Source organism: Methylobacterium sp. D48H (assembly GCF_053345715.1).
Map to the genome: position 1 here is coordinate 12,663 of NZ_JBKFAP010000019.1, position 24,846 is coordinate 37,508.

Genomic DNA, 24,846 nt, shown 5'->3' on the forward strand with positions numbered 1-24,846 from the left:
CGTCAGCCGGACTGGCCGCGCTCGGCGGCGATCTTGATGCCGGCGAGCACACGGTTGTAGGTGCCGCAGCGGCAGATGTTGGTGATCTCCTGGCGGATCTGCTCCTCGCTCGGACGCGCGTTCTGCGCCAGCAGTGCCGCCGAGGCCATGATCATCCCGGGCTGGCAGAAGCCGCATTGCGGCACGTCGAGCTCGGCCCAGGCTTGCTGGACCGGATGGCGGGCATCCGGGGCTAGCCCCTCGATCGTGACGATCTTCTGCCCCGCCTCGATCGCCGAGAGCGGCACGGAGCAGGAGCGGACGGCCGCCCCGTCGATATGCACGGTGCAGGCACCGCATTGGGCGATGCCGCAGCCGTACTTGGTGCCGGTCAAACCGATCTGCTCGCGGATGACCCAGAGGAGCGGGGTGTCGGCCTCGGCATCGACCTCACGCACGACGCCGTTGACGTTCAGTCGTGCCATCTGACCCCTCTCCCGAACGAGATTATGTATCCAGTATCCCCAAAGCGGGGGAGGCCTCAAGGGAGGGCGTGAGCGACCGTCGGCAGCAGCCATACGGCGCTTGGACAGGTCGACGTCTGCGACCTGAGGGCGCCAAGGCTCTTGAAGCCCAAGGCGTGACCTCTCCTGCCATCGAACCGACTTCCCGCAGATCCCAGCCGCCGTCAGCTGGATCGGAACCGAGCACCATGCTGTGCCCGCTGGCCTGACGCTGTTCTCCGAGCGGATCGACGCGCATCCTCCCAGCCACACGCCTCTGCTCGACACCTTCAACGATGCTTCGCGTACATCTGAAGACCATCATCCACCGCGAGACGATGTCCGCTTCTGGGATACCGGCGCTGATCGCCGAATGGCCGTGACGAGCGCGAAGCCGAATGCCCGGTTTTGCGAGTGACGGTTATCTGTTGAGGCGAAATCTGGCCGAAAGCCGCCGGTCCGCTTCCGGGAAGGAGCGCCAGAAAAGGCGGACGGCCTTCTATCTACCCCGATCAGACACAACAGTTTACCATCCGGTGAGCCGAAAGCGGGCAACCTCTCACCGCTTCGCTCTGGTGCCGTCGTGCACGTCTCCGCAGGGCATCAGCGTGGACGTGGCCGCCCCCGTTCCACCTACCTGTTCTGCAAGTCGGATGGATCGCGGGTGGATGACCTGAAGAAGGCGTTCGGAGGAGCCTGCCGCCGGGTGGGATCGAGTACTTCCGCTTCCATGACCTGCGGCACAGCTTCGCCAGTTGGTTCGTGCAGGACGGTGGGGATCTCTACGGCCTCAGCCGGATCCTAGGCCATGCCAAGCATCAAATGACGGCGCGATGCGGTCATCTGTGGACCGAGGATTTGCACGAGGAGCTTGAGCGTGTGGCCGAACGGCTGTGATGCAAAGGGTAACAGGAACTCCGGACGGAAGCTGACGGATCGTCGGTGATAGTAGTGTAAGAATATCCAGGATGACGGGCCAAGCCGTTGATCTACAAAGGTCTAAAATTATTCGAGATAATCGGTAAGAATGGCGCGCCATTCCTCGTCATTCCGAGCTGTTCCGGACGTACAGATCCTTCTTCTTGGGTCCGTACGGTCGCCGCGCTTAACCGCTCGGGTCAACATCGGTTCCGTTCTATCTGCGCCGGCGTAACGGCCGAAGGCTCCGTCATCGGCGGGGCGCACCAGTCGTTCACCCTCCGGCTGTCAGCCCATTCCGAACTCGCGCTCAGGGCAGCGCGATCGAGGGCGCTCTGCACATATGCCGGCGATGCACCGAGCAGGATGAGACGGCATCGGCCGGGCGCAGATCGTCGGCAGAAACCTCGAAATTTGATCTGATGCGCGGTTCTATGGCGGAAATCAGCAGTTCGGAACTGGTTGATCGAGCCATTGTTCTGTTAGGTGTCAATGAATGTGGGTTCGGGCCGGTGCGGCGCCTCGCCTGCACGCCCGCGAGGTTCGTCATGCCGGGATCGAGATTGAGGGTGGTCGTGCTCGGCGTCGCATCCTTCTGGTGCGCCACGGGCGTCCTGGCACAAGGTGCCCCCGTCCCGAACGTCAACGACTGTACCTTCATCCGCGATCCGACGGCGCTCCGCGATTGCATCGAGCTCTACGAAGGCCAGCGCCTCGCACCCGGCCCGCGGCCCGCGGCCTTCCAGCAGCCGCCCGTGATCGACCAATCCCTGCTCGACGCGGCGGGCCCGATCCCGGCGACCGGCGTGTCCCGGCGCGGGAAGCGGCGCAAGCTTCGGCAGAGTCGCCGGCCGGCCACGCCGGCCCAGGCCGTCCAGGTCGAGCAGCTGGCGCCGCCTCAGTAGACCGCCTGGACCAGACAGGTGCGTCCCTGGCCGTTCAGGACCGCACAGAGGGCCTGCTCGGATCGCGGTTGCTGCGACTGAGCCGACAGGCGCCTAGCACCCCGCTTAGCTGACCGGTCGCTCGCAGCCGCCATGCTGCGCGTGACCGGTCGCGCCTCGAACACGGGCGAAGGCCGCGCCGTCGGATCGGCGGCCCAGCCGGCGACCGGGCCGAAACCGCGAGGGTTCGAGAAGAGCGACGGGGCGCTCAGGAAGGACCGGCCGCTCTCTGCCGCCCATTCCTCGACCGTACGGCCGGTGATTCGGACCACGTAGTCGCGCGTCTCGGTGGGCATGCCCGAGCGACCCTCGAGCCAACTGCGCACCCGCTGCGGCCCAGCGTTGTAGGCCGCCGCGGCCAATCCGAGATTGCCGAAGCGCACCCTGTGCTCCCGCAGCAACTCGGCCGATTTCGGGATTGCCTCCAGCGGATCGAACGGGTTGCGCAGGCCGCGCTCTGCGGCGGTTCCCGGCATGAACTGGGCGATGCCGAGCGCCCCCACCGGGCTCACGGCGTTGGGATTGAGGCCGCTCTCCTGGCGCAGCAGGCGCAGGAAGAAGTCGCCGGGCAGGCCGTTGGCGGCGGCCGCGGCGGTGATCAGGGCGTGCATCCCGTCTCCGGCCTGCGGGAACAGCAGGGCGGTCGCCTCGATCGGCCGGAACGCGCCGCGGCCCAGAATCATCAGGTCGGCGTTCACCGGCGCGATGATCGGTGATGCCGGTCCATCCGCGTGCCCGTCCGGCAGTCCGAGCGGCGGCGGCGCCGCGATCGGCGCGAAGGGCGTGAGGGCGGCGACCTCCGGGACCGCCGGGCTCCGGGCCGTGCTGGAGGCTCGCGAGGCGATCACCGGCGTCAGGGCGCCGGACACGACGAGGCAGAGGGCCAGCGTGCCTCGCACGCCCCTCCGGCGGCCGAACATGTGCGTCGGTGCGACGGGCCGATCCATGATCGATCAGGACTTCACCACCAGCGGGCCCGCCGCCACCGTCGGTCCCGGAACCTCAAGGGGTGTCGGCCGATCGCGGGCGAGATATTCGTCCACGAGGCGGGTGCCGAGCACCGGGTCGCGGAAGCGCCACAGCTTCTTGCGGCTGCCCTCGATGATCGTCGCGTAGACGGCGAGGTCGATCGCCTCGCGCACCGCCATCTGGGTCGGCTCGTTCCGGGTCACGCCCGCTTCGACCTGGAGCAGCTTGGCCACCGCGACGTAGCGGTAGGCGTTGGCGTTGAGGGCGACCGAGTAGATCGTCTTCGTCACCGTGACGCTGTTGAGCACCTCGCCGCTCTGCACGGAGACGATGCGCATCGCCACCGTCACCTCGTCGCGCCGGTACTTGGTGTCGCCGCCGATACCCAGGAGGTTGGCGCCGGCGCCGCCCGTGACCGTGTTGGCGTCGTAGCCGATGATGCCGCCCTCGACGATCAGGCCCGCGAAGCGGATCGGCGGCAGCGGCTTCGCGTCCGTGCCCTCGAATTCCTGGCGGGTCGCCCGGATCAGCTGCCGCTCCTGCAGCAGGTTGGCGAGGCCGGTGCGCTCGACCACCGAGAACCACTGGCCCCGCCCGGCGCGCCGCAGCGCGTCGACCACGAAGGCGCCGCCGCCCTGGGTGACGGCGCGGGAATACTCGGCGATGTTGTCGTTCGGCTTATTCTGGCCGGTCAGGTCCGGGAAATTGTAGATCGCGATGTCGATCTTGCGGGTCGGCGGCGGCAGCGTCTCGAGATTGAGATCGGTGGGGGAAGGCGGCGTGACCACGGGCGCCTGCGCGAGCAGCTCGCGCTCCCACGGGGCGCAGGCGGCCAGGCCCGCGCAGAGCAGCGCGGCGGCGGCCAGGCTCTTCAGAAAGCTACACACGGGCCACCCCGTCTCCGTTCCGCTTCGGCGCTCCGGCCTCCCGCGCGCCCGCCGGGGCGGGCGACGAAGGACGGCGGAGCCGGCTCCGGGATCGATGCTCGGCAACCATCGCTGCGCGCCGCGCTCAGGGCGCGCCCGAGAGCGGCGTCGTGGTGGTCGAGCCGCCGCCCACGGCCGCGGTCGCCGGGACGACGATGGTGGTGGTCGACTGGCCGTCGAAGATCTGGAGCTGGATGTTGCTGCCCAGGCGCTGGAAGGTCACCTGCGACCCGCCGAAGCTGTAGCTACCGCTCTGCTGGGCGTTCTCGCCGAAGAGCGCCTGGGTGATCTGGTTGGCCAATGAGCTGTAGATCTGCGTCTGCAATTGCTGGGCGAAGATCTGGCCCGGAGTCTTGGTGTTGGCGGCGCTCTGGTTGGCCGAGAACAGCTGCTGGTCGCGCTGGGCCGACCGCTGCGCGTCGTTCTGGGCGGCTGCTTGGGCCTGCAGCCAGGAGCCGTTCAGCGGACTTCCTCCGAAGGACGGGTTGACCGGCTGGTAGACAAGGCTGCCCGCCTGGGCGCCCACGACGGCGAGGAGAGCGCAGCCGCAGACGAGCGGCCCGAGGAGACCGGACTGGCGCATGGGACTACCTCTGGGTGACCGAGACGCTGGGGCCGCTGCCGACCCGCGTGATGCTGATCGGCGTGGGGTTGGTCCCCTGCTGCTGCGCCGAGATGGCGTTGTTGTCGCCACGGACCGTGATGGTGGCCGCCGCGCCGCTGCCATCCTGCTGGGTCCCGATCGTGTTGGACTGGCCGAAGACCGATACGGTCGACTGGTTGTAGGATCCGGCCTGCTGCTGGATCACCGAGTTGCGCGAGCCGATCACGTTCTGGATCGCCGTGTTCGCGTAGCCCGACATGTCGATCGTGCCCGTATTGCCCGAACCGATCTGCAGGGCGCGGGCCTGGTTGGCCTGCGCCGACTGGGGCGGACCACTCGGGTTGAGCAGCAGGATGCCAGACTGATTGCCGAGGATGTAGTCGCTCTCCTGGATCGCCCGACCCGGAGCGCCGGTGGCGCGCTGGGCGGCCGCCTGGATCTGCTCGATCGCGACGCGCTCCTGCGCCGCCGCTGAGCCGGCCGCACTCGCGACGGCGAGCGGGACGGCGACGAACAACGCTCGACCTGCAGCGTGGCTGCGACGCGTACGGCGCATTATCTGCCTCCCTAGCCCCTTTTGGGCCACCTTAAATCAATGCCCCACACAGATGTACAGTAACAAGGCTTATCCACACGTGACTACTACTGATATGTGGTGAATTAGACACACCGCTCGAGGATGGAGACTCCATGCGGCTGTCTTCCGTATGAGGCGATGTCAATGGAGCCGCGGTCGCTCGTCCCATCAGGAAGTGACGTAGCCCGACCGACCGCTCTTCAGGGCTCGAACGGCGTGTTACAGATCCTGCGTGCTGTCGTAGGCGCAATCGATTCTGCGGCCGTCCACGTGTACGGAGGCCTCGACACTCAACTGGCCGTCCGGCCGGACGCTGATGGTCAGCTTTCCGACCTCGCGGGTGTTGCCGTCGGCGAGGTCAAAGCCGCCGCCCTGCTGCATGGTGGCGGTGCCGGCTGGGTCGATCTTGCGCACCACGAGGCTGTATCGACCTGCAGCTCCGCGCGGCGCCTCGATGCGGAGGGCCAAGCGCGCGACGTCGGCCGAGCGGCTCTCTACCACGCGGCAGAGGACAGGTGGATCAACGGTGAAGCTGGGCAAATTCGGCCTCGCACCCTTGATCAAAATAATCGAACCAACGTGATCGAAGAAGGGACATTGCGGAGAATGCCCCTTCTTCAGATAGATCGTGTTATTTTGATGGAGCTCTATCTCGTCGATATTATCGCTGCGTAATGGTCACGTGATTGCTATTTCCAATCTGCGCGAATGCGGCATTTGCGGAACTTCCGACCTGCGAAATGCTGGCAATGTTGCCGTCGCCCCGCTGATAGCCTAGGGCGCCGACATAATTGGCTCCCTGGCTAATGGTGGCCTGGTTGCCGCTGCCATTCTGCAGAAGTGCAGCATAGTTCACGTAACCGTTCTGCTCGATCGTTCCAGCGTTGTTGTTGCCATTTTGGACAATCGCGGCAAATGCCGTGTTTGCATTGGAATACTGATTGATTGTCGCAACGTTCTCGTTGCCGTTCTGGCCGATACCCGCGTAAGTAGTGGTTGCTCCGCTATAGACGTTCACGTAACCCTCGTTTCGATCACCCTTCTGCTGAAACTGAACTTGGCCATTTGTTCCGTTCTGAGTCGACCTGAAGATGTTGTCGGATCCGCTCTGGTAAGATCCTCCGTTAGGATCCAGACCATTGGGCTGAGAGTCAATATTTGAAGTCTTCGTAACAATAAGGTTGTTTGATCCACCCTGGGTAACTTCTAGCGTGTTATGATATCCGTACTGATTTATGGTCGAGGCGCCATTCGTGTAGGAATCAAATTTGTCCGCGTACAGATTTGGCGTCGAAAGATCGATATCGGTTGTTAGTTTGCCGGCCTTGTTGTTGCTGCCCGACTGATTGATGGTTGCAATATTGGATCCAGCTCCCTGCTGGATGACGAAGGCTTCGTTGGCCGTCGTCCCCGAGCCCATCATCGGGTTGATCGACTGCGCCGAGGCACCGGTCGCGAAGACGGTCAGGCTGGCGACGGCCACGGAAGCCAGAACAACTGATTTCAACATAGATACACTCCCTCTTGTATTTTATGTGCTCTTTTGAACACAATCTATGCCATCGCAGTCGCTCTGTCTTCGCGGCGCTTTAACGGCTTGTTAAGCGTATCCATAAGCCGAAGACGAGTGTCAAGCGCCAGTTGAGACAAAAAATACAATTGTCGTAATTTCTCATCAGATCTCAGGCGACAAAGTCGCGATGTGGTGTGTCAAACGGCGCGGAGAAAACTGAAATCTCTCAATCATTTAAGACGGCGGGTTAATGATCTCAGGAGCCGGTGTCCCGGATCGGATTAGGCAGTTTTCGCCGTCCGATTCGCGGGCAGCTATATGCGTGTTAAATTGGACACATCAGTCATCGCCGAAAGTGGTATTCTATTGAGCAAGCAAGACCGTTCTGAATGGTCGTCTGCGGCGCGATTCCTCGGGCGTGAGCCCGCGGATTCAAGGGCGACGGAGCGGTTGATGTCTGCGCAAGGCGGAAACCGTCTGCGCCGAGTGTTGATTGGGAGGCTACGATGAGGCAGCGCGGGCCATCGCGCGTGCAGATCCTGCTCGCCGCCGCGACCGTATGGTCGGCCGGGATCCTGTCGGCCGGGGCACAATCTGCGGCGGCTCCCACGCCGCCGCCGCAACCGGCACCGGCCCAGCCGGCACCCGCGCAGGCCGCGCCGATGCAGGCCAACACTGCCAATCCCGGGACGGGGCAGCCCGCCCCCGCCGCTCCGGGCTGCGACGCCACCTGCGTGCGCGCCAACAACGAGCTCGCCTCGCAGATCTGCGCGCCGCGGATCGAGGCGCAGGCGCCGACGGATTTCGAGTGGGTCTCCCGGCCCTTCGCCAAGATCTTCCAGCAGGCCGAGGCGCCCGAGGGCGGCGCCACCGTGGTCCGCTACCGCGGCGACTCGATCCGCTTCCTCAGTCCCACCAAGGAGTGGGTGCGGGTGACCTACGAGTGCGGGTTCGACGCGGCCAAGCGGTCGGTCGAGTACGTGCGGGTGCGGCTCGGCCGGCTCGACAAGGCGGACGCGCCCGCGCAGCCGGCGCAGCAGGGCCGGGCCAGCGCGCCGGCGCCGCAACCGGTGTCGCCCCAGGCGCAGCAGCAGGCCGCCCGCACCGGGACGGCTGCCCCGCGCAAGCTGCTGCCGTCGGAGCCGAGCGACATCGAGGTCCGACAGGTCAATCCGCGGATCCGGCAGGCGCAGCCATGAGCCCCGGGCCGCTAACGCGGGGACGCGCGGTGCGAACCGCCTTCGGCGCGCTCGCGCTCCTCGCGGCGGGCGCGACGGCGGCCCCCGCCCAGCCAAGCCCGCTCTCGGTGAACGACTGCACGCTGTTGCCCGATCCCGGCGCCCTGCGGCGCTGCCTCGATCAGGCGGAGGGGCGCGTCGTCACGCCGCTGCCGCCGGTCGCGAACCCGGCCTCGATCGACCGCCCCGAACAGCCGGCGCAGTCCGTGCGCGGCGCGCCCGCCGCGAAGCCCGCGACCGCGCCACCGGGCGATTTCCTCAGCAACCGCGGGCCATCCCTGCGCAGTGCCCAGCCGTCCTCCCGGAACGTCATCGAGCTCGAGTGAGGCGCGCTGGAGCGGTTGAGCCACACCGTCGGTTGCGAGCTGTTCCGGGACGACCTCGCCCGTGCCGCGCCGTGCCGCGCTCGGACGATTCGAAGGGCGGTCGCCCACCGTTCGACCTCGTGTTCATGTTCAAGGTGCTGGTCCTTCAGGCCAGCCACTCGCTGTCGGACGAGCATGACCCAAGTTCCTGATCAAGGGTCGGCTCTCGTTCATGCGCTTCCTCGGGCCGGGGCTGTCCGATCCGGTGCCGGACGCCAACACGATCTGGACCTTCCGCGAGGCGCTTTCCCGGGCCGAGATCGCGGGTCGGCCTGCGATCGAGGTGCTGTTCGCGGCCTACGATACGGCCCTGCGGCAAGCCGGTGTCCTGGCGTTGGGCGGGCAGATCGTCGACGCCACGATGGTGGCCGCTTCCAAGCAGCACAACACTGAAAACGAGGAGGCAGAGCTAGAGCGTTTTCGGTCTGAGCTGCATCGGGTGTGTCGGGTTCATGCGGCGGTGTGACGCTGATTCATGACGAGCTCCAGACAAGGAGCGAGACATGGGCCGACCCTCCAGCCAGGACCTCGGCGAACGCATCGTCGACGCGGCCGGGACGACGTAGCGTCGACAGGCGGCCGCGCTTCGGGGTCGGCGTGGCCACGGCGATCCGCTGGATGGCTGCACTGACGACGACCGGGACGGTGGCTCCCCGTCCCCGGGGCGGGCGCGCCGCTCCAAGCTCGACCCGCACAAGGCCTACCTGCGAGGTCTGATCCCCGAGAGGACCGACATCACCCTGGAGGAGATGCGCGCTCGCCTGAAGGACGAGCGCGACCTCACGGTCGGGCTCAGCACTCTGTGGGCCTTCCTCGATGCGCGCGGCTTGACCTACAAAAATGACAGCCCACGCCGCGGGGCAGGACCGCCCGGACGTGAAGGCGGCCCGCGAGGCGTGGGTTCGAGGGCCAGCCCGACCTCGACCCCGCCCGCGTCGTGTTCCTCGACGAGACCTCGACCTCGACCAACATGGCGGGAACCCGCGGACGCTGCCCGCGCGGCGAGCGGCTGCGCTCTCCGGTGCCGCACGACCATTGGAAGACCACGACCTTCGTCGCGGGCCTGCGCCTGTCCGGGATCGCCGCGCCGTTCGTGCTGGACGGACCGATCAACCGCGACGCCTTCCAGACTTACGTCGCGCGTGTGCTCGTGCCCGAACTCGCCCTCGGAGACGTCGTCGTCATGGACAACCTCGGCAGCCACAAGAGGCCGGCCGGCCGCGCAGCGATCGAAACGGCGGGCGTACGGCTGCTGTTCCTGTCGCCCTACTGCCGGACTTCAACCCGATTGAGATGGCCTTCTCCAAGCTCAAGGCGTTCCTGCGCAAGGCGGCTGAGCGCACGGTCGAAGGGCTATGGGCCGCCATCGGCTGGCTCATCGACACCATCACGCCCGATGAATGCGCCAATTTCTTCGCCGCTGTGGGATATAATTCAGATTAAACCGAAAACGCTCTAGATGACACCAGGCCTTCTCGTCGAAATATTTGGGTAATTTGCCTTGTTTCTCCTAAATGGAGCCGAACGTCCGCTCTCACTTTTCCCAAGCCTTGAAGCGGACGACCTGTTTACGGCCAGCTTTTGCTCGACCCCGGACGTCCGCTCTTTTATTCTCTGCACCCGAAAGCGGAAGGATAGGAAACCACCCACCCTTGGTCATCCGAGGTACAGACCAGTGGGGCTGGACTTGGCCGTAAGCGGAACGGCCGCTTCTGAACTCATTCGCCGGGAAATCGGACGGGCTCCTGGCGATCCATGCCAGTCACCCTGATCGCCGAAAGCTCTTTCCTGATACGTCGATGTGGATGCCACCTGCCGGCATCGATCAGCCGGAGTGAAGATTTTGCAAGACCATTGCCGGAGGCATCCACCCCAACGCTTCCGCATGAGCAGACCGGACGAATGGCTGAGGCCTCCACGACATGCTAGCGGTGCTGCAACCGACAGCGTAGCAAGACCATCTCTCCGGGATCGAACAGGAGTGCGATAGCGACAGCTGCATGGATACGCGGGAAGGCAGAGCCGTTCGCTACATCTTCGACGATTTCGTATTGAGCCCGTCCGAGCAGCGGCTTTGGCGAGCCGAAAAAGTCGTAAGGCTCGGGGGACGACCTTTGGAAATTCTGACCGCGCTCGTCGAACGCGCAGGTCAGGTCGTAAGCAAGGCGGATCTCCACAAGCGCGCATGGCCGCGAACGACGGTTGATGAGTCCAATTTGAAGGTCAACATCGCGGCGATCCGGCGCGCACTCGAAGGAGCGGAACCGGAGAAGCGCTTCATCGCGACGGTGAGCGGACAAGGGTACCGCTTCGTCGCGCCCGTCGACGTCATGTCCTGGCCGATCTCGGCAGCAGCGCGGCGCCATAACCTTCCGAGACCGACGGACCTGCTCGGCCGATCCGAGGATCTCGCGGCGATCGCCACGACGGTGCTGCAGCGACCGCTGGTCACGATCACGGGTCTCGGCGGCGTCGGCAAAACCAGCCTGGCCGTGACGGTGGGACACGCCCTCGTCGAGCAGTTCCCGGACGGGGTCTGGATGGTCGATCTGTGCGTCATCGACAGCGACCGCTATCTCGCGAGCGCGTTCGCTCAGGAAATGCGCATCGCAATCCATGCAGACGATCCACAGGCTGCACTGGCGACTGCCCTGGCGGATCGGCAGTGCCTGCTCGTCCTCGATTGTTGTGAGAACGCCCTCGATCAGGCGGCCCGGCTGGCCACCATGCTCGCGACCGCCGCGCCCGGAACTCACGTATTGGCCACGAGCCGGGAGCCGCTCCGGATGGCGCACGAGACCGTGCATCGCCTCCAACCCCTGCCGGCTCCGACAGCGTTCGGGACGCTCAACGCGAAGGATGTTCTGACTTTCCCGGCCGTGGCGCTGTTCGTCGCGCGCGCCTCGGCCGCTGCTCCAGACTTCAGCCTCGAGGACGACGACGCGTGGGCCGTCGTCGAGATCTGTCGCCGCCTCGACGGGTTGCCGCTGGCGCTGGAACTTGCCGCGACGCGGGTCGGGGCGTTTGGACTTCGCGGCCTCCTCCGTCTGCTGAACGAGCGCCTGGACCTTCTGGACGACGGCCGACGGGCAGGTCATCCCCGGCACCGTGGCCTGACCGCGACCTTGGACTGGAGCTACGGACTGCTGTCGCAGGGAGAGCAGACCCTGTTTCGAAGGCTGTCCGTCTTTCACGGCGTCTTCCCGCTCGACGCCGCGCTCGCGGTCGGCCGTTCTGCTGGGGAGGCCGAGCATGCGTGCATCGGCCACTTGGCCGATCTCGTCGCCAAGTCGCTGATTGTCGCTATTCCTGGGTGGTCGGCCCGGTACCAGCTTCTCGACACGACGCGGGCCTACGGATTGCAGCGCCTCGCCGAGAGTGGCGAGGATGATGCGGTCCGTCGGCGGCACGCGGAGTTTTGTGTCGCGCAATGTCGCGACGTCTCGGCGCGCAGGAGCGCGAAGGCGGCATCCGACCCGCGCGAGGAGTTGGTCGCGCTCGTCCAAAACGTCCGCGCCGCACTCGACTGGTGCCTGACCGAACGGCGCGATCCCGTCCTCGGTCGAACGCTGGCAGCCGAGGCGCTCGTGGTGTGGGACACGCTCGCGCTGCTCCAGGAACGGATCGAGGCGAGCGAGTGGGCGCTCGCGTCGGCCGCCCCCGCCGACGGTCCGGAAGACCGGTACGAGATCACGCTGCGGGCGTCGCTCGCTGCGGCCCTGCTGCAGGTCGAGGGTCCGACGGCGCGGATCGCGGAGTTGTGGAGCGGGGCGCTCGCCCGCGCCGAACGGCTGTCCGACCGCGATGGCCAGTTGCGGGCGCTCTGGGGCTTGTGCGACTTCCAGACCTGGGTCGGGGACCACGGCGCCTCATTCGACCTGACGGAGCGCATCAGGACGCTGGCGGCCGCCAGCGGCGATCGCGCGGCCGGCGCGGCCGTCGACAGGCCCGCCGCCACCGCGCTCCGCTATCTCGGCCGTCTCGACGAGGCTCGCGAGGCAGCGGAGCGCCTGCTGGCCCGTGCGGCCCGCCGTGACAGTCCCGGCCGGCGGCTGGAGGATCACGGCTTGATCGCGGCACGTGGCACCCTCGCGAACGTCCTGTGGCTCCAGGGACGGCCGGATCACGCCGTCGCGGCGGCGCGGCGCGCGCTCGTCGAGGCCGAAGCCAACGGCCAGGCCTTCGCCCTTACGAATGCCTTGGCGCACACGGTGATCCCGATTGCGCTCCATGGCGGCGATCTCGACGAAGCCGAGCGCGGCCTCACCCGCCTCGGGGACCACGTCGCGCGTCACGCCATGCGCATCTGGCAGGTCATCGCCGATTGCCTCGAAGCGATCGTGAGCCTCAGCCGGGGCGATGCGGGCGGGCTGCACCGCCTCGAGGATGCCCTCGTCGAGATGGGGGAGATCGGCTTCCGGATGCGGCGTCCGGCCTATCTCGGCTCGCTGGCGTCCGGCCTCGCGGCGCATGGCCACCTTCCGGACGCGCTCGCTCGCATCGACGACGCGCTCGCCGCCTCCGAGCACGGCGGCGAACTCTGGTGCCAGCCGGAACTGCTGCGCATCAAGGGCGAGATCCTCCTCGCCTCCACCGGCGTCTCCGGCGAGGCGGACGCGGCGCGGCACTTCCTGCAAGCGATCGATCTGGCCGGCAGCCAGGGAGCGGCGATATGGCGCCTACGGGCCGCGACGAGCCTCGCCGCGCTGGATGACCGGTATGGTGGCCCGGCAGCCCTCGCCGCCGTCCTCGGCGGCTTCGACGAAGGGCTCAACACGCCCGATCTCAGGGCTGCGCGGGCGCGCCGTGCTGGTCGGGGGGGACTTGGCAGCGATGCGGGCCGGCCGGTCTCCCTGGCCTGACGCCGCCGCCCATGAGCCGATGTGCGGCGAGGGCAGCGGATCGGCGCTCAACAGGCTCCCTCCTTTATGCGTTCCCTGAAACGTCCAAGGTCGGATAATCGGTATAACCCTCGGCTCCCCCGCCATAGAACGTCGCCTGATCGGCCTCCGCGAGAGGGGCGTTGCGGCGCAGCCGCTCGACCAAATCGGGATTCCCGATGAAGGAGCGACCGAAGGCGATCATGTCGGCGTAGCCGGAGGCGATCGCCTCGATGGCGAGCTGCCGGTCGTAGCCGTTATTGGCGATGTAGGCCCCACCGAAAGCGGCGTGCAGCGCCTTGTAGTCGAACGCGGACGACCCGTTCGGCCCGCGCGTCTGCCCCTCGACGCAGTGGAGATAGGCCAGTCCCAGCTCCCCAAGCCTCCGAGCGAGATAGCCGTAGGTTGCCTGCGGGTCGCTGTCGAGCGGGGTATCACCGACAGCCCGCGTCATCGGCGAGAGCCTCAGGCCGACGCGGTCGGCACCCCACACCTCCGCCACCGCCTCTACGACCTCAACGGCAAGCCGCGTGCGGTTCTCGACGGAGCCGCCGTAGCGATCTGTCCTCCGGTTCGTGCTGTCGCGGATGAATTGATCGAGCAGGTAGCAGTTCGCGGAATGCACCTCGATCCCGTCGAAGCCCGCCTGCTTGGCGAGGGACGCAGCGTGCCGGTAATCGCCGATCAGACCGGGAATCTCGTCGGTCCGCAGCGCGCGCGGCATGGAGGGGGGCGCCTGGGTGCGGCTCTCGAGGAAGACCAGTTCGCCGGCCTGGATCGCCGAGGCCGAGACGGGCGCCTCGCCATTCTCCTGCAAGCTGACATGCGACATGCGCCCGACATGCCAGAGCTGGCAGACGATCCGGCCGCCTGCCTCGTGCACGGCCGAGGTCACACGCGACCATGCCTCGGCCTGCACCTCCGTGTAGATGCCCGGCGTGAAGGCATAGCCCCGGCCCTGCCGTGAGATATTGGTCGCCTCGGTGATGATGAGGCCGGCCGAGGCGCGCTGCCGGTAATACGCGACGGCGAGATCCGAATGGACGCCGTCCATGCCGGCACGCGAGCGCGTGAGCGGTGCCATGGCGACGCGGTTGGCGACGTCGATGGCACCGATCTTCGTTGGAGAAAACAGATCACGATCTGCGGTCGTCGGCATGTGCGGGATCTCTCCTTGCCTCACAGGTTGCAGACGCGCGCGTTGCCCGGCATTGGGAATCCGACCGCTGCGTTTGCAAGTCTCGCCTCTCACTCCGCCCGGGCGGCCGTCGCGCTCCGGTTGGCGTACATGAGCTCCGTCGAGTGCGAGTAGATCTCGATCAGGTTGCCCCAGGGATCCTCGCAGTAGACCGCCTTGAACGGCTCTCCCTCGAACAGTGTCCAGACCTTCGAGCGCTGCTTGCCGCCCATCTCGGCGATCCGCCGCGCGAGGCCCTCGACGTCGGGGTCGACCAAGCAGAAGTGGAAGACGCCGGTCTTCCAGTAGCGGAAGTTGTCGTCGACGGCTTCCGACTTCGGTGTGACGAACTCGAAGAGTTCGATCCCCACCCCGTTCGCGGTGGCGAGGTGGGACACGTATCCCTCCTCGAACCGATCACCGAAGATCCCCTTGAACACCTCGCCGATATGCGAGCCGTCGTGCCTGACGTGCAGGGGCCCGATGATGTGCCGGCAGCTGAAGGCCTTGGTGTACCACTCGGTCGCTGCCCGGATGTCGGTGACGGTCAGGCCGACATGCGTCACGGGAACGGGATGATAGGCCATCTCTCTCTCCGCAGGTGAAGAATCAGGCCGCGCGCGGCAGCCGGTCGAGCAGCTTGTCGAGGGTGATGGGATAGTCGCGGACGCGGATGCCGGTGGCGTTGTAGACGGCGTTCGCCACCGCCGCGGCCGCCCCGCACAAGCCGATCTCGCCGATGCCCTTGGCCTTCATCGGGGACGAGACCGGGTCCGGATGGTCGAGGAAGACGACGTCGAGGTGCGGGATGTCGGCATGGACCGGCACCTCGTAGCCGCCGAGGTCGTGGTTGATGAAGAAGCCGTGGCGCGTGTCGACGACGAGCGCCTCCATGAGCGCCGACCCCACCCCCATCGTCATGGCGCCGATCACCTGGCTTCGCGCCGTGAGCGGATTGAGCACCCGGCCGGCATCGATGACCGCGAGCATGCGGCGGACGCGCATCTCCCCGGTGAACCGGTTCACGGCGACTTCGGCGAACTGCGCCCCGAAGGTGGCTTGGACGAACTCCTTGTCGAGGTCGCCGTAGGTGATCCGGTCCTCGGCGGTCAGTGGTCCGGTCTCAACGGCGTCGCGGAGAGGTACGCTCCGACTGCCCGCCGTGACCCTCCCGTCCGCGAACGCCACGTCCTCGGCATTGAAGCCGAGCCGCGCCGCGACGCTCGCCCGCAGCGCCACGCAAGCGGCGTAGAGCCCGGACGTGGCGTTGTTCGCGCCGAACTGTCCGCCGGACCCGGCGGCTTCGGGGTAGTCCGAATCGCCGAGCCGCACCGTCACGGCCTCGATCGGCACACCCATCATCTCGGCAGCCGTCTGGGCGAGGATGGTGTAGCTGCCGGTCCCGATATCGGTCATGTCGGTCTCGACCGACAGCCGGCCATCCTGCTCGAGCCGGACGCGGGCCCCGGACGGCATCAGAAGGTTCTGGCGAAAGCCCGCCGCCATGCCCATGCCGACGAGCCAGCACCCATCGCCCACAGCGCCGGGCACCGGGTTGCGGCGGGCCCAGCCGAAGCGGTCCGCGCCGAGTTGGAGGCACTCGATCAGGTGCCGCTCCGAGAACTGCCGGTGCGGCTTGCGCGGATCGACCTGCGTATCGTTCCGAATCCGGAAGGCGACGGGATCGATGCCTAGCTTCTCGGCCATCTCGTCCATCGCGATCTCGAGCGCCATCAGGCCGGGGGCCTCACCCGGAGCCCGCATGTCGTTGCCCTCGGCGAGATCGAGGGTCGCGAGCCTCATGGACAGCTCGCGGTTCGGGGCCGCGTAGATGAGCCGCGTCGGTGCGATCGCCGCCTCCGCGTAGGCGCCGGACAGATTTCCGTTGAGGCTGTGGTGGCCGATCGCTGTGAGCCGCCCGTCATGAGTCGCACCGAGACGGATGCGCTGGATCGTGCCGGCGCGGCGCGTGCCGTTATTCGCGATCAGCGGACGCTGCAGCGCGACCTTGCACGGGCGTCCCACGGCCCTGGCGCCGAGGGCCGAGAGGAGCGCGTCGCTCCGCATGATGAGCTTCGATCCGAACCCGCCGCCGATGAACGGCGCGTCCAGCCGCAGATCCTCCTTCGCGATGCCAAGCGCCTGCGCGAGGCTGTTGCGGTGCCAGGAGACGACCTGCGCCGAGGTCCAGATCGTCAGCTTGCCGTCGCGCCACGCGGCCGTGGTGGCGTGCGGCTCCATCATCGCATGAGTCTGGTCGGGGGTGGTGTAGATTTCGTCCAGGGTCACGGGAGCGTCGGCTAACGCCGCCTCGAACGCCCCGATCCGATCGACCACGGGGTAGTCCGGATTGTCGCGATCCGCGATCGGCTCGGCCTTGCCAGCCTCCGCCGCCAAATCGCAGCGCGCCGGCTCGGCTTCGTAGTCGACGTGGACGAGGAGGGCGGCCGCGCGAGCCTCCTCGAAGGTCTCTGCCACGACGAGCGCGACGGCTTGATGATAGTGGCGCACCTCGGCGCCGCCGAACAGGCGGAGGGTCGTCCGGAACCCCGGCGGGGCGGCGTCGTACTCGAGCGTCGTCAGGATCGCGAGGACGCCCGAAGCCCTTCGTGCGGCCGCGGCGTCGATCCGCGTCACCCGACCGCGGGCGATCGTGGCGCCGACGATCCAGCCATAGGCAGGATCGGTCGCCGCATCGTGCCGCTCGTAGGCGTAAGGCGCCGTCCCGGTGACCTTCAGTGCGCCGTCGACGCGCCGATGGGGCTGCCCGACGATGGTCTGACCGTCGATGGGGTTCTGCCCGGCAGGCGTGTCGAACCGCATGTCACACCCTCCCTTCGCTCAGCACCAGTGCGAGCGCGCGCTCGGCGAGCGGGATCTTGAAGGCGTTCCCGGCCGTGGGCGTCGCGCCCTGGAAGGCCGCCGTGACGACGGCTGCCGGCCCACCCGGCAGGAGCGCCTCCGCATCCTCCACCCGCCACGGTCGCGGTGCGACGCCGCCGAATGCGACCCGCCCCGTCCCGTCCTTGTGCAAGACGACTGCGACTGACACGATCGCGAAGGCGTAGGAGGCCCGGTCGCGGACCTTGTGATAGTGTTGCGTCCCGCCCGGCGGTCGCGGGAGCGTCACGGCGGTGACGAGCTCGCCCGGTTCGAGCGGGTGCTCGATCTCCGGCCGGTCGCCCGGCAGCAGATGAAAATCGCCGATCGCGATCCGGCGCTGCGACCCGTCGGGCCTGACGGTCTCGACGGTGGCGTCGAGGACACGCAGCGCCACGGCCATGTCGCCCGGGTTCTGAGCGATGCAATGCGGGCTCGTGCCCACGACGGCGAGCGAGCGGGTGACGCCCCCGAGGGCCGAGCAGCCAGCGCCCGGCTGGCGCTTGTTGCACGGCAGGGACGTCTCGTAGAAGTACGGGCAGCGATTGCGCTGCAGCAGGTTGCCGGCGGTCGTCGCCTTGTTGCGCAGCTGCCCCGTGGCGCCGGCCACGATCGCCCGCGCGAGGACGCCGTAATCGCGCTTCACGCGCGGGTGGGCGGCAACCTCGGTGTTGGTGGCGAGCGCACCGATGCGCAGACCGCCGTCCGGCAGATCCTCGATGGCCTTCAGGGGCAGATGCCGGATGTCGACGAGATGGGCCGGCGCCTCGATCTGGAACTTCATCAGGTCGAGCAGGTTCGTACCGCCCGCGATGAACCGGGCGCCTGGCCGGGCGGCGACGGCCGCCACGGCCGCTTCGGCGCTCGCGGCGCGCTCGTAGCTGAAGGGCCGCATCAGGGCCTCCCCGCGACGTCCGCCACGGCATCGGCGATGTTGGAGTAGGCGCCGCATCGGCAGATGTTGCCGCTCATGCGCTCGCGCAGTTCGCCATTGTCCAGCGTCATCGGTGCCATAAGGTCGCCGGTGGCGTGGCTCGGCACGCCCGCCCTGATCTCGGCGAGGACAGCCACCGCAGAGCAGATCTGGCCCGGCGTGCAGTAGCCGCACTGGAAGGCGTCGTGCGCGATGAACGCCGCCTGCATGGGATGAAACCAGTCCGGCCGGCCCAATCCCTCGATCGTCGTCACCTCGTCCCCGTCGTGCATAGCCGCGAGGCTGAGGCATGCGTTGATGCGAATCCCGTTCACCAGCACCGTGCAGGCACCGCAATGGCCGTGGTCGCACCCCTTCTTGGTGCCCGTGAGGTGCAGGTGCTCGCGCAGGGCGTCGAGCAGCGTCACGCGGCTGTCGAGATCGAGACGCCGCCGTTCGCCGTTGACCGTGAGCGAGAGGGAAAGCGAACCGGATGCCTCCGGAGCGTGCTCATCGACCGCCCGTTGATCGACCTCATGTGGGCTGGGAGGACTCATCGGGTATCCCTTCCTCGTCGATCCAACCTGGCGCGATGGCCGATCCGCACGGCCGAAGCGCCGAAATCAGGCTCTCTTCTCCCCTCTTCGGCCACCTCACCTCAGCCCCGGTTCGTCGCCGCCCGGCGCGCCTCGGCAGCGTCAGCGAACGTCTTTTTTACGGGACCGAGCACTTGGACGAATTCGAGCTGCTCGCCCTCGGGCCCCTTGCAGTAGATGATCGACCAGCCGTTCGACGGACCCTCGTGGATCTTGATCGTATTGGTATCCCTCGGCGCCGCGCGGCGCTGCTCCTCGGAGTGCACGGGTACGGTGCGGTTCGCCCTGACCTGCGTCATGCCGCGGCGGGCGCACTCGGCCTCCAGATCGGCGATGAACTTGTCGAAGTTCACGTCATCGCGGACGTAGAAGCAGATGTGCATCGAGCGCGGGTAGGCCGGGCTCATGTGGTCGCGCGGCTCAGCCCAGCTGTCGCCGCCGCCCATCGGCTGCGTGGCGTCGCGATACTGCAGGAGTTCGATGACGACGTTCTCGAACTGGACGAAGCGGACATCGAGCCGCTGGGAGCCACCCTTCAGGTCCGGGACGCCGATGGTGCGAGGATCGACGCGGCGCTCGCGGGCAACGATCTCTTGATCGGCCATCAGCGTGAAATGGACCGGCTCCCCCTTGAAATCGCCGTCCCGCATGACCTCGATGCCGCCGAGTACCTCGGTGTAGAAGGCGAAAGCACGGTCCATGTTCTGGACCGTGACGCCGAAATGCTGCACGCCTTGCAGGCGCGCGCCGAGTGGACCATCGTCACGTCCGCCCAGTCGCCCAGTCTGCGCGGAGGCAGTAGTTGCTCCGAGAAGGCCCACGGCTGCAGCGGCACCGGCAACCTGAAGGACTTCACGGCGAATGTGTCCGCCATGCCCGTCGTTGCTTTGATGGTTCATAACGATACACCGGCTCGAGGTTCTCAGCCCAGAGCTATACTAATGTCGCGAGCGATGTGCAGGTAAAAAAAGGTTAAATTCGACAAGGCGCCGGCTCTCTGATGGGGCAGCGCGCAGCACCGAAGGTCTGCTTCTTGGCTAATGACCGAGTGCGGGTTGTGGTGAAACTGGAATGCGCAAGTTGAGCTGCTGTAAAATCCGCTTCGAAGAAGCGGGCCCGGACACGCGGACGGGCTAATACCGGCCCAACCCGGCTGCCTCGCAACGTTCACGTCGGCCTCGAGAGCGGTCATCAGCAGCCGCGCGCTCGTATTCGGGTTTGCCCGGTGTCGTCTGGACGCGGTGATAGATCCCGGCGACGCCCTCGATATTCGTCGAGATCGGGACGCGCATCGCTCAGGCTCCGAGGATATCGGCCCAGCTGGGCAGGAGATCGGTCAGGGCGTCCCGCCGGTGGCCGTCGCGGCCCGTGACCGCCTCGGCCCGCCAAAGGGCGTGGACGATCGCTTGCTCGATCCCGTCCGCGGCGGCCTCGAACAGCGGGTCGAGCTCCGCGTCGTGCAGCAGGGCGGGCGCCGGCATCGGGCGGCCAGGATCCTGCGGCACCGTGTAGGCGGTCGAGAAGGCGAGCGCGATATCGCCGCTGCCGTGGCCGAACACCGAGCCGGTCCGGGCGAGCCCTGCCCCGGCCCGCAGGGCGAGGCGGCGGAGCTGACGCGCGTCGAGGGGCGCGTCGGTGGCGACGATCATGATGATCGAGCCCTTCTCCGGCGGTTCGGTGCCGGATTCCGGCTCCCCGGCGGCCGCCCGGAGCTGAGCGGCGAGCGGCACGCCGCGGACCCGGATCTGGGACGGCTTGCCGAAATTCGACAGGACGAGCGAGCCCAGCGTGAACCGGCCCCCCGCGCGCGCGCGGACCCGCCGGGAGGCGGTGCCGATGCCGCCCTTGAGCCCGAAGCTCGACATCCCGCGCCCGGCCCCGACCGACCCTTCCGCGACGGCGGCGCCCGCCGCGTCCAAGGCGTCGCGATAATGGGACGCCTCAACCGCCATCCGCTGAAGGTCGTTGAGGTAGCCGTCGTTGCACTCGAAGACGAGCGGGTTGAGCGTCGGCAGCGCGCGCCCAATTTCCGGATTGTCGGCGATCGCGGCGCGGATCTGGGCGGCGACCACCGCCGGCACCGCGAAGGTGTTGGTCAGGGCGATCGGCGTCTCCAGCACACCGAGTTCCTCGACCTGCATCAGGCCGACGGACTTGCCGAAGCCGTTCAGCACGACGCCGGCCGCCGGAACGCGGTCCCGGTAGGGATCGCCGCCGTGCGGCCGCACGACTGTAACGCCAGTCTGAACGTCGCCCTCGGCCAGCGTGCAATGGCCGACCGTCACGCCCGGGACGTCGGTGATGGCGTCGCGCGGACCCCGCGGCAGGCGGCCGACGCGGGGCGCGGGGGGGGCGGCCGGCGTCACAGGCGGTCGATCTTCGGGTCGAGGGCGTCCCGGAGGCCGTCCCCGAGGAGATTGAAGGCCAGCACCGTGAAGAAGATCGCGAGGCTCGGGAACAGCGCGACGTGCGGTGCCGAGACCATGTCGGCGCGGGCCTCGTTCAGCATGGCGCCCCATTCGGGCGTCGGCGGCTGCGCGCCCATGCCGAGGAAGGACAGGCTCGCGGCCGTGATGATCGAGGTGCCCAGCCGCATGGTGAAGTAGACCACGATGCCCGAGATCGTGCCCGGCAGGATGTGGCGCAGGATGATCGTCCGGTCCGGAGCGCCGATGCTCCGCGCGGCCTCGATGTAGGTGCTGTTCTTCAGGACCAGGGTCGTGCCGCGCACGAGGCGCGCGAAGGCCGGGACGCTGAAGACCGACACCGCCACCACGACGTTGACGAGCCCCGAGCCCAGGATGGCGACGACGCCGAGCGCCAGCAGGATGCCCGGGAAGGCGAACAGCACGTCGGACATGCGCATGACGATCCGGTCCCACCAGCCGCCGTAGTAGCCCGCCAGGAGACCGAGCACGGTCCCGACGAGCCCGCCGACGGCGACCGAGAGGAAGCCGGTCGCCAGGGAGATCCGCGCGCCCTCGACGATGCGGCTCAGGATGTCGCGCCCGAGGGGATCGACGCCGAGCCAGTGCGCGAGCGACGGGCCCTCGTTGATCCGGTCGTAGTCGAAGTCGTTGACCGGGTCGTAGGGCACGATCCACGGCGCCAGCACGGCGACCACGACCAGCAGGCCGATGAAGCCCAGGGCGAGGACGGCGACGCGCTGGCGCCGGAACTTGCGCCAGAATTCCGACCACGGCGTCCGGATGCCGGTGGGGACGGGCGCGACGGTGGGGGCGGCGGGGACGAGGATATCGGTCACGGCCGGCTCACCTGTAGCGGATGGTCGGGTTGATGAGGCCGTAGAGCACGTCCACGACCAGGTTGATCAGGATGAACTCCAGCGAGAACAGCAGGACCAGGGCCTGGATCACCGGGTAGTCGCGCTGGTTCACGGCATCGACGAGCAGGCGGCCCATGCCGGGCCAGTTGAACACCGCCTCGACGACGATCGAGCCGCCGAGCAGGAAGCCGAACTGCAGGCCCATCATGGTCACGACCGGGATCAGGGCGTTGCGCAGGCAGTGCTTGGCGATCACGACGCGCTCCTTGAGCCCCTTGGCGCGGGCGGTGCGCACGAAATCCTCGCCGATGACCTCCACGAAGGCCGCGCGGGTGAAGCGGGCCATCACGGCGGCCACGGCCGCGCCGAGCGTCAGCGACGGCAGCACGTAGTGCCGCCACGTGTCGGCGCCGACGGTCGGCAGCCAGCCGAGCTCGACCGAGAAGATCTGCATCAGGAGGATGCCGAGTGCGAAGGCGGGGAACGAGATGCCGGACACGGCGAGCGTCATCCCGAACCGGTCGGGCCATTCGTTGCGGTAGACCGCCGAGACGATGCCGATGATCAGCCCGAAGGCGACCGCCCAGGCCATGCTGGTGAGGGTGAGCAGGAGGGTCGGCAGGAAGCGCTCGCCGATTTCGGTCGAGACCGGGCGGCGGGTGCGGATCGAGACGCCGAGATCGCCGCGGGCGAGGTTGGCGAAGTAGCGCACGAACTGTTCCGGCAGGGGCCGGTCGAGGCCGAGCTCTGTGCGCACCAGGGCCACCGTCTGGGCGTCGGCATCCTGCCCGGCCGTCAGCCGCGCCGGATCGCCGGGAAGCAGGTGGACGAACAGGAAGACGAGGACCGAGACGATCAGCAGCGTCGGCAGCAGCCCGAGGAGCCGCTTGAGCAGGAAGGTCAGCATAGGCTCGCGCCCGCGATCCGGGGTTTGCGTGAAGCGATCGCGCGGGACGTCCGCGCCGGGCCGGCCATCGTCCGGGCCGCCCGGCGCGGGGTCCGCTGGCGGCGGCTAGGGAGCGACGGCGATCTCGCCGGAATCGATGTTGCCGTCGGGCATGACGTAGACGCCGGAGAGCCGCGCGGAGGTCGCGTAGAGGTTCTGCTCGGTGACGAGCGGCGCCCAGGGGGCGTCCTTCATCACGATCTCCTGCGCCTTGGCGTAGAGCTCGGCGCGCTCCGCGTCGTTCGTCGAGACCAGCGCCTTGGCGAGAAGGGCGTCGAACTCGGCGTTGCTGTAGTAGGCGGTGTTGTTGAGCTTGGGCGGCCACGCCTCCGTCGCGAGCAGCGGCCGCAGGCCCCAGTCTGCCTCACCGGTCGAGGACGACCAGCCGGCATAGTAGAGGCGGACGCGGGCGGTCTTCGGATCGGGGGCGGTCTGCACCCACTCGGTGCGCTGGCCGGGCTCCAGCGCCAGGGTCTGCACCTTGATGCCGACCTGGCCGAGCTGCTGTTGGAGGAACTGGATCGCCTTCTGGGCGGTGGTGGTGGTGTAGGCGCTCCAGAGGGTCGCCTCGAAGCCGTTGGCGTAGCCGGCCTCCTTGAGGAGCTGGCGCGCCTTGGCCGGGTCGTAGGGCCAGGGATCCATCTTGTGGGCGTAGCGCACGCCCTGCGGGACGATGCCCTGCGCCGGGAAGGCGTAGCCCGAGAAGGCGACCTTGGCCAACGCCTCCTTGTTGATCGCGTAGTTGATCGCTTGGCGGACGCGCAGGTCGTCGAACGGCTTCTGCAGCACGTTCATGCTGAGATACCGCTCGATGATCGAGGCGTGCACCTCGATCTTCAGCTTCTTGCTGGCTTCGAGCATCTTGGCCTGCTCGTAGGGCAGCGGGAAGGCGAAATCGGCCTCGCCGGTCTGCAGCATGGCGGCGCGGGTGCCGTTCTCGGGCACCGGCTTCCACGTGATGGTGTCGACCTTCGGGAGGCCGGTCTGCCAGTAATCGGCGAACTTCGCGCCCTTGACGTAGTCAGTCTGCTTCCAGTCGACGAAGGTGAACGGCCCGGTGCCGACCGGGTGGAAGGCGATGTCCTTCCCGTATTTCTTCAGGGCCGTGGGCGAGATGATCGCCGCCGAGGCGTGGGCCAGCGAGTTGATGAACGGCCCGAAGGGCTCCTTCAGGGTGATGCGCAGGCTCGTGGGCGAGAGCACCTCGATCGTCTTGATGCGGTTGAACTGGTTGTACCGCGCGAGGTGGTTCTCCGGGTCGAGGACGCGGTCGAGGTTGGCCTTCACCGCAGCGGCGTCGAACGTCGTGCCGTCGTGGAATTTGACGCCCTCGCGCAGCTTGAACGTGTAGACGAGGCCGTCGGGCGAGGTCTCGTAGCTCTCGGCCAGGACGTTGCGGACCTTGAGATCCTTGTCGAAGCCGAAGAGGCCCTCGTAGAACGACTTGGTGACGGCGGTCGTGAGCGTCGTGTTGGTGTTGTACGGGTCGAGGGTCTCGGGCTGGCCGCTGATCGCCAGGATCGGGTCGCCCGCGGCGGCGGCGGGCGCGGCCGCCACGGCGAGCAGGCCGGCGGCGAGGAGGAAGCGCTCGAACATGGTCAGACCTCGGGGCATGGGACGATCCTGCTGGCG

Annotated in this window: 24 protein-coding genes and 2 pseudogenes; 7 read left to right on the forward strand and 19 right to left on the reverse strand. The window is 67.5% G+C overall.

All coding sequences use genetic code 11. The features are described from left to right. Positions 1-2 precede the first annotated feature (2 nt). Positions 3-464 (reverse strand): (2Fe-2S)-binding protein, encoded by a 462-nt coding sequence (locus ACLBX8_RS23575; protein WP_020095607.1) that lies wholly within the window; start codon positions 462-464, stop codon positions 3-5. Positions 465-1,244: 780 nt separating this feature from the next. Between ACLBX8_RS23575 and ACLBX8_RS23580 the strand changes: the two genes are divergently transcribed. Beyond that, complete coding sequence (locus ACLBX8_RS23580; protein WP_447715812.1) at positions 1,245-1,379, forward strand: hypothetical protein; 135 nt, start codon at positions 1,245-1,247, stop codon at positions 1,377-1,379. A gap of 331 nt (positions 1,380-1,710) precedes the next feature. On the opposite strand, the gene ACLBX8_RS23585 is transcribed toward ACLBX8_RS23580, so the two are convergent. Beyond that, positions 1,711-1,950 carry a hypothetical protein gene (locus ACLBX8_RS23585; RefSeq protein WP_447715813.1) on the reverse strand — a complete coding sequence of 80 codons (240 nt, stop codon included), beginning with the start codon at positions 1,948-1,950 and terminating at the stop codon, positions 1,711-1,713. Here ACLBX8_RS23585 and ACLBX8_RS23590 point away from each other — a divergent pair. After that, the gene (locus ACLBX8_RS23590; RefSeq protein ID WP_056531353.1) at positions 1,949-2,305 is read left to right on the forward strand and encodes a hypothetical protein; all 357 of its coding nucleotides are present in this window, start codon (positions 1,949-1,951) and stop codon (positions 2,303-2,305) included. The genes ACLBX8_RS23585 and ACLBX8_RS23590 overlap by 2 nt on opposite strands. On the opposite strand, the gene ACLBX8_RS23595 is transcribed toward ACLBX8_RS23590, so the two are convergent. From ACLBX8_RS23595 to ACLBX8_RS23620, 6 genes are all read right to left on the reverse strand, one after another. Continuing rightward, a complete protein-coding gene (locus tag ACLBX8_RS23595) occupies positions 2,299-3,243 on the reverse strand; it encodes a transglycosylase SLT domain-containing protein (RefSeq protein ID WP_447715814.1) in 945 nt (314 codons plus the stop codon). The genes ACLBX8_RS23590 and ACLBX8_RS23595 overlap by 7 nt on opposite strands. Positions 3,244-3,297: 54 nt before the next feature. Beyond that, positions 3,298-4,200: a CsgG/HfaB family protein gene (locus ACLBX8_RS23600; protein ID WP_331300373.1), complete on the reverse strand. Its 903-nt coding sequence runs from the start codon at positions 4,198-4,200 to the stop codon at positions 3,298-3,300. Positions 4,201-4,324: 124 nt separating this feature from the next. After that, positions 4,325-4,822: a curli assembly protein CsgF gene (locus tag ACLBX8_RS23605; RefSeq protein WP_447715815.1), complete on the reverse strand. Its 498-nt coding sequence runs from the start codon at positions 4,820-4,822 to the stop codon at positions 4,325-4,327. Positions 4,823-4,826: 4 nt separating this feature from the next. After that, entirely contained in the window at positions 4,827-5,360 is a 534-nt protein-coding gene (locus ACLBX8_RS23610) for a hypothetical protein (protein ID WP_447715816.1), read from the reverse strand. 279 nt (positions 5,361-5,639) lie between these two features. Further along, positions 5,640-5,960, reverse strand: coding sequence for a curli-like amyloid fiber formation chaperone CsgH (csgH, locus tag ACLBX8_RS23615; RefSeq protein ID WP_331300370.1), 321 nt, complete (start codon positions 5,958-5,960; stop codon positions 5,640-5,642). A gap of 121 nt (positions 5,961-6,081) precedes the next feature. Further along, complete coding sequence (locus ACLBX8_RS23620; protein WP_447715817.1) at positions 6,082-6,930, reverse strand: hypothetical protein; 849 nt, start codon at positions 6,928-6,930, stop codon at positions 6,082-6,084. A 665-nt stretch (positions 6,931-7,595) separates the two neighbouring features. Here ACLBX8_RS23620 and ACLBX8_RS23625 point away from each other — a divergent pair. The 5 genes and pseudogenes from ACLBX8_RS23625 to ACLBX8_RS23645 all read left to right on the forward strand — a co-directional run bounded on the left by ACLBX8_RS23625 (position 7,596) and on the right by ACLBX8_RS23645 (position 13,398). Then, positions 7,596-8,132: a hypothetical protein gene (locus tag ACLBX8_RS23625; RefSeq protein WP_447715818.1), complete on the forward strand. Its 537-nt coding sequence runs from the start codon at positions 7,596-7,598 to the stop codon at positions 8,130-8,132. Between the two features lie 29 nt (positions 8,133-8,161). After that, a complete protein-coding gene (locus tag ACLBX8_RS23630; protein WP_331298826.1) occupies positions 8,162-8,497 on the forward strand; it encodes a hypothetical protein in 336 nt (111 codons plus the stop codon). Positions 8,498-8,500: 3 nt separating this feature from the next. Then, positions 8,501-8,951, forward strand: a pseudogene (locus ACLBX8_RS23635) (transposase); the annotation flags it as partial. 88 nt (positions 8,952-9,039) lie between these two features. Then, positions 9,040-9,979 (forward strand): annotated as a pseudogene (locus ACLBX8_RS23640) (IS630 family transposase). Between the two features lie 557 nt (positions 9,980-10,536). Further along, positions 10,537-13,398, forward strand: coding sequence for an ATP-binding protein (locus ACLBX8_RS23645; protein WP_447715819.1), 2,862 nt, complete (start codon positions 10,537-10,539; stop codon positions 13,396-13,398). Between the two features lie 64 nt (positions 13,399-13,462). On the opposite strand, the gene ACLBX8_RS23650 is transcribed toward ACLBX8_RS23645, so the two are convergent. The 11 genes from ACLBX8_RS23650 to gsiB form a co-directional block, all read right to left on the reverse strand. Then, the gene (locus tag ACLBX8_RS23650) at positions 13,463-14,575 is read right to left on the reverse strand and encodes an alkene reductase (RefSeq protein WP_091977504.1); all 1,113 of its coding nucleotides are present in this window, start codon (positions 14,573-14,575) and stop codon (positions 13,463-13,465) included. Between the two features lie 89 nt (positions 14,576-14,664). Beyond that, on the reverse strand, positions 14,665-15,180 hold the full coding sequence (locus ACLBX8_RS23655; protein ID WP_020096133.1) for a VOC family protein: 516 nt from the start codon (positions 15,178-15,180) through the stop codon (positions 14,665-14,667). Between the two features lie 22 nt (positions 15,181-15,202). Then, entirely contained in the window at positions 15,203-17,416 is a 2,214-nt protein-coding gene (gene paoC / locus ACLBX8_RS23660; protein WP_447715820.1) for an aldehyde oxidoreductase molybdenum-binding subunit PaoC, read from the reverse strand. A gap of 1 nt (position 17,417) precedes the next feature. After that, positions 17,418-18,368, reverse strand: coding sequence for an FAD binding domain-containing protein (locus tag ACLBX8_RS23665; protein ID WP_091977500.1), 951 nt, complete (start codon positions 18,366-18,368; stop codon positions 17,418-17,420). Continuing rightward, entirely contained in the window at positions 18,368-18,943 is a 576-nt protein-coding gene (gene paoA / locus ACLBX8_RS23670) for an aldehyde dehydrogenase iron-sulfur subunit PaoA (RefSeq protein WP_447715821.1), read from the reverse strand. Before paoA ends, ACLBX8_RS23665 begins: the two co-directional genes overlap by 1 nt. Before the next feature lie 101 nt (positions 18,944-19,044). Next, the gene (locus ACLBX8_RS23675) at positions 19,045-19,881 is read right to left on the reverse strand and encodes a VOC family protein (RefSeq protein ID WP_244539860.1); all 837 of its coding nucleotides are present in this window, start codon (positions 19,879-19,881) and stop codon (positions 19,045-19,047) included. A gap of 234 nt (positions 19,882-20,115) precedes the next feature. Next, the gene (locus tag ACLBX8_RS23680; protein ID WP_244435407.1) at positions 20,116-20,274 is read right to left on the reverse strand and encodes a M55 family metallopeptidase; all 159 of its coding nucleotides are present in this window, start codon (positions 20,272-20,274) and stop codon (positions 20,116-20,118) included. Between the two features lie 3 nt (positions 20,275-20,277). Continuing rightward, positions 20,278-21,348 (reverse strand): DmpA family aminopeptidase, encoded by a 1,071-nt coding sequence (locus ACLBX8_RS23685; protein ID WP_447715822.1) that lies wholly within the window; start codon positions 21,346-21,348, stop codon positions 20,278-20,280. Beyond that, positions 21,345-22,247: a glutathione ABC transporter permease GsiD gene (gene gsiD, locus ACLBX8_RS23690; protein ID WP_020096127.1), complete on the reverse strand. Its 903-nt coding sequence runs from the start codon at positions 22,245-22,247 to the stop codon at positions 21,345-21,347. The genes ACLBX8_RS23685 and gsiD overlap by 4 nt, the downstream gene beginning before the upstream one ends. 7 nt (positions 22,248-22,254) lie before the next feature. Then, on the reverse strand, positions 22,255-23,175 hold the full coding sequence (gsiC, locus tag ACLBX8_RS23695; RefSeq protein ID WP_447715823.1) for a glutathione ABC transporter permease GsiC: 921 nt from the start codon (positions 23,173-23,175) through the stop codon (positions 22,255-22,257). 105 nt (positions 23,176-23,280) lie between these two features. Then, a complete protein-coding gene (gene gsiB / locus ACLBX8_RS23700; RefSeq protein WP_447715824.1) occupies positions 23,281-24,828 on the reverse strand; it encodes a glutathione ABC transporter substrate-binding protein GsiB in 1,548 nt (515 codons plus the stop codon). Positions 24,829-24,846 lie beyond the last annotated feature (18 nt).